A 4402-nucleotide genomic window follows, 5' to 3' on the forward strand; every position below is an offset into this window, starting at 1 on the left:
AGGTGGTCACCAGACGCTGGAACGCCTCCGCCCAGTAGCCCCCGGCCCCCGGCGACGCGTCCTCCGGTTCGTCCGGCACCGCCAGCAGACCGTCCAGTCGGCCCGCCTCCACCGGGTCGAGACAGCGCTCGGCCAACCCCATCACCCCGCTGAAGCTCCACGGATAGCTTCCGGCGTCCCGCGCGATGTTGAGCGCGTCCACCACCGCCCGGCCGAGCGGTTCGGCCCAGGGCACCGCACACACCCCGAGCAGCTGGAACGCCTCGGACAGACCGTGCGCGGCGACGAACCCGGCGACCCACTCGGCCCGCTCGCCCGCGGGCAGCGTCCCGAGCAGTTTCGCCCGCTCGGCGAGGGACACCGCCCCCGGCCCGCCCGCCTCGGGGGCCGAGGGGGTGCCGAGCAGCGCCCGCGCCCACCCGGCGTCCCCCTGCCGCGCCGCCGCCCGGCACCAGGCCGCGTGCAGCTCGCCCTGCCAGTCGTCCGCCACGGGCAGCGCCACGATCTCCCCGGGTGTGCGCCCGCCGAGCCGGGCCGGCCAGGTGGCGAGCGGTGCCGCCTCCACCAGCTGGCCGAACCACCAGGATCTCTCCCCACGGCCCGCCGGTGCCTTGGCCGCCACCCCGTCGCGCTCCATGTCCGCGTCGCACACGTGCGGTGCCTCCACGGTCAGCATCGGCGCGGTCCGCATGTGATCGACGGCCACACACGACCCGGCCCGCACCGCCATCCGGGAGGCGAGCGCGGAGTGCGGCAGCGCCGACAGCAGCTCCGCCGCCGTCGCCCGCACATTGCGGCTGCGGTCCGCCAGCGCCCGCTCCAGGAAGTCCTCGTCCTCCGGGCCGAGGCCCGTACGCAGCGAGTCGAGGAACATCAGCCGGTCCTCCGCGCGCTCCGTCGCCCAGGTCGAGTCGAGCAGCTCGCGGGCGGCCCCGGGCTCCCGCGCCCTGATCGCCGACAGCAGGGCGACCCGCTCGGCGAACAGTCCCTCCTGCCACAGCCGCCGGACCCGGTCGGCCTCCTCCGGACCCGGCAGCGCCGCCCCCGCACCCGGCGTCGCCCGCAGGGTGAACCTCCAGTCAGGGTTCAGCCGCGCCAGCCACACGGCACGCGGCCCCACGAACCGCAGCACCGCCGGCCGCAGATCCGTACGGCCGCGGGCCGCGTCCAGCAGCGCGGGCATCGTCTGGGGCGGTGCGGCGAAGCCATGGGAGTTCGCCACCTGGAGCCACTGGGGCAGCAGCTCCAGCAGGTCCGGCGCCGTACTCCGGCGGCCGCCGCCGCCCGCACCGGGACGGTCGGCCAGCAGCATCGTCAGCCGTCGCGCCGCCGCCACGGGCAGCGCCGGGCGCGGGTCGGCGGGCGCGGGCCGCGGTCGCCCGGCCGCGCGGGCCGGCCGCAGTCCGGCCCGTCTGCGTACGGTCTGGACTGCCGCCGCGTCCAGCAGCGCCGACGGGGCCGCCCGGCCCGGCACGAGGACGGCGGGCGTACGCCGGTCGGTGCCGAGCAGCGCCGTGGTGACCAGTTCCTCCCAGGAGCCCGGCGCGGGCGTGTCCACAGGCGGGGACGTCCTGTTCATCGGATTCCTTTCCGCGGATGGTGGCCGTACGCCAGATCAGGGCCGTGCGGTGGCCGGCGGGTCAGCACAGGGACACCGCCTCGCCCGCGCCCTCGGGCCAGGCGGTCAGCGGGGTGAACCCCCGGTGGCCGCACTCGCCGAAGACCTTGACGGGGCCGCCGCCCGAGAGCGCGACCAGCCGCCACAGGCCGGGCCGGGAGCGGGCGGCGGGCGTCAGCGGCAGGGCCGTGTCCTCTTCGGCGTCCGCGAGCTGCCAGGAGTCGCCGTCCGGGACCGGTATCACCCGCTCCAGCGTCACCGGGACCGAGTCCAGCCAGGGATCGTCCCGCAGCGCCTCGCCGTAGTGGGCGGTCGCGTCGGCCGTCGACACACCGGCCGGCCGCGTCCGCGTGGGCACGGGGGACGCGAACTGTTCGCCCAGCGCCACCCGCGGCTGCCCGGTGCCCGGGTAGGCGGACACCTCGGCCTCCAGGGACAGCCCCACCGGCAGCGCGAGTTCCGGGGACCGGCCGGCGGCTCCATAGGAGAGGAGCAGCGCCGTGCGCCCGGTCGTGGCGCCGTGCAGCCAGATCCGGCGGGTCGTCAGCTTCGTGTCCCCCGTGTCGTACTGGGCGAGAACCAGCCAGTGGTCGCGCAGCGGCGGGCCGTCCGCCGCGCCGGGCAGGCCCACCCGGGAACGGACCGTCGCCGCCAGGCCATCCGGCAGCAGCTCGCGGCGCAGCCAGCCCCGGGCCAGCAGATGGAGCAGCGCGCACTCCTCAAGGAGCCGCACGGGCCAGCCGGAACCGGACGCCGGTATCGCCGCCAGCTCCCGCGCCCGGGCGGCCAGTCCGGGCGCCTGGGCGTCGACCATGCGGGCCGCCGTCTCCTCCCACAGCCCGTACCCCGCCTGCTCCGCCGCGGCCAGACCGCCGCGCAGCAGGTCCGCCAACCGCTCCTCCAGCTCGGTCGCCCCCGCCGTCACCGAGGCGGCCCGGCGCTCCGCCCTGCGCCGTGCCGCCTCGGGATCGGCGCTGCCCGGCGCGGAACCCCCGGCGCCCCCCGTCCGTTGTGCCTGCGCCCGGTTCCTTCTCCCCGCCAGCCACTGCCCGGCCCACTCCGGTGGCTGCCCGGGCGGCACCGCACCGTCCCCGCCCGCCCAGAGCAGCAGCAGTCCGAGCGCGTGCTTGCACGGGAACTTCCGGCTCGGACAACTGCACCGGTACGCCGGACCGGACGCGTCCGCGACATCGACCACCGTCCGGTACGGATCACTGCCGCTCCCTTTGCACAGCCCCCACACCGCCCCCTCGTCGGAACTGCCCGCCTCGGACCACGGCCCGGCCTCGCCGAGCCTGCTCCCCGCCTTGCGTGAAGCGGCGTCAGGTGCCAGTGCCAGCACCTGGTCCGCCGTCCAGCGCACCCCCTGCTGCGTCATGACATCGAAGGTAGGTCCCCCCACTGACAATCGGCCCCGAGGCCGGGACCGGTCCTCTGCAAATCGGGTGTTCGCGCAGGTCGGAACGGATTGTCAGTGGCGTGGTGCACGGTGGACACCAGATCCGAACCGGCCGAGCTGGAGGGGGCCTCAGCCATGACTGTGTCCGTGGAACCGACGGTGGTCGATCCGCCCGCGCAAGGTGCGGCGGAGGCGTTGCGACCGCACGCCGAGGACGCCTTCGCCGTCGAACTGGCCGCCCTGGCCGCGCAGGACGACCGTCCGCGCCCGGCCCGCTGGAAGCTGTCGCCCTGGGCGGTGGCGACCTATCTGCTCGGCGGCACCCTGCCCGACGGCACGGTCGTCACACCCAAGTACGTCGGCCCGCGCCGCCTCGTCGAGGTCGCCGTCACCACCCTCGCCACCGATCGCGCCCTGCTTCTGCTCGGGGTGCCCGGCACCGCGAAGACCTGGGTCTCCGAGCATCTGGCAGCGGCGGTCAGCGGTGACTCCACCCTGCTGGTGCAGGGCACGGCGGGCACTCCGGAGGAGGCGATCCGCTACGGCTGGAACTACGCGCAGCTGCTGGCCCACGGACCCAGCCGCGACGCCCTCGTGCCGAGCCCCGTCATGCGGGGCATGGCGGAGGGGATGACCGTGCGCGTCGAGGAGTTGACCCGCATCCCGGCCGATGTGCAGGACACGCTCATCACCATCCTGTCGGAGAAGACGCTGCCCGTACCGGAGCTGGGCCAGGAGGTGCAGGCGGTCCGCGGGTTCAATCTGATCGCGACGGCGAACGACCGCGACCGCGGCGTCAACGATCTGTCCAGCGCGCTGCGTCGGCGCTTCAACACGGTCGTGCTGCCGCTGCCGGAGAGCGTCGACGCGGAGGTCGACATCGTCGCTCGCCGCGTCGACCAGATCGGCCGCTCCCTCGACCTGCCGGCCGCGCCCGACGGCGTCGACGAGATCCGCCGCGTGGTGACCGTCTTCCGCGAACTGCGCGACGGCATCACCGCCGACGGCCGTACGAAGGTGAAGTCGCCCAGCGGCACCCTGTCCACCGCGGAGGCGATCTCCGTCGTCACCAACGGCCTCGCGCTCGCCGCCCACTTCGGCGACGGCGTGCTGCGGGCGGGTGATGTCGCCGCGGGCATCCTCGGTGCCGTGGTCCGCGATCCGGCCGCCGACCGGGTGGTCTGGCGGGAGTACCTGGAGGCGGTCGTGCGCGAGCGCGACGGCTGGCAGGACTTCTACCGCGCCTGCCGGGAGGTGAGCGGATGACCGCCACCGGGCGCTGCCTGCCGGACCGGCTCCCGGGGCGCCGAGGAGAGCAGCACCGCCGGCGACGCGGTCGAGGACGAGGGGGACGCGGGGGAGGAGCGGTCTCTTATACACAGCTG

General features: G+C 75.6%; 3 protein-coding genes. 1 reads left to right on the plus strand and 2 read right to left on the minus strand.

Annotation, left to right across the window (positions count from 1 at the left end; translation table 11 throughout):
* A partial coding sequence (locus tag FNH09_RS44855; RefSeq protein WP_152895625.1) for a DUF5691 domain-containing protein occupies positions 1-1579 on the minus strand: 1579 nt, incomplete at its 3' end.
* A 61-nt stretch (positions 1580-1640) separates the two neighbouring features.
* Positions 1641-2996: an SWIM zinc finger family protein gene (locus FNH09_RS44860; protein ID WP_152895626.1), complete on the minus strand. Its 1356-nt coding sequence runs from the start codon at positions 2994-2996 to the stop codon at positions 1641-1643.
* Positions 2997-3152: 156 nt separating this feature from the next.
* Between FNH09_RS44860 and FNH09_RS44865 the strand changes: the two genes are divergently transcribed.
* The gene (locus FNH09_RS44865; protein WP_152895627.1) at positions 3153-4283 is read left to right on the plus strand and encodes an ATP-binding protein; all 1131 of its coding nucleotides are present in this window, start codon (positions 3153-3155) and stop codon (positions 4281-4283) included.
* The last annotated feature ends 119 nt before the right edge of the window (positions 4284-4402 follow it).

Source organism: Streptomyces adustus, from assembly GCF_009377175.1.
GTDB classification, from domain to species: Bacteria; Actinomycetota; Actinomycetes; order Streptomycetales; family Streptomycetaceae; genus Streptomyces; species Streptomyces adustus.

What these genes read in the sequence shown, in the direction of transcription:
- FNH09_RS44860 (WP_152895626.1), bottom strand. Translation starts at nt 2,996, where the DNA reads ATGACGCAGCAGGGGGTGCGCTGGACGGCGGACCAGGTGCTGGCACTG.
- FNH09_RS44865 (WP_152895627.1), top strand. Translation starts at nt 3,153, where the DNA reads ATGACTGTGTCCGTGGAACCGACGGTGGTCGATCCGCCCGCGCAAGGT.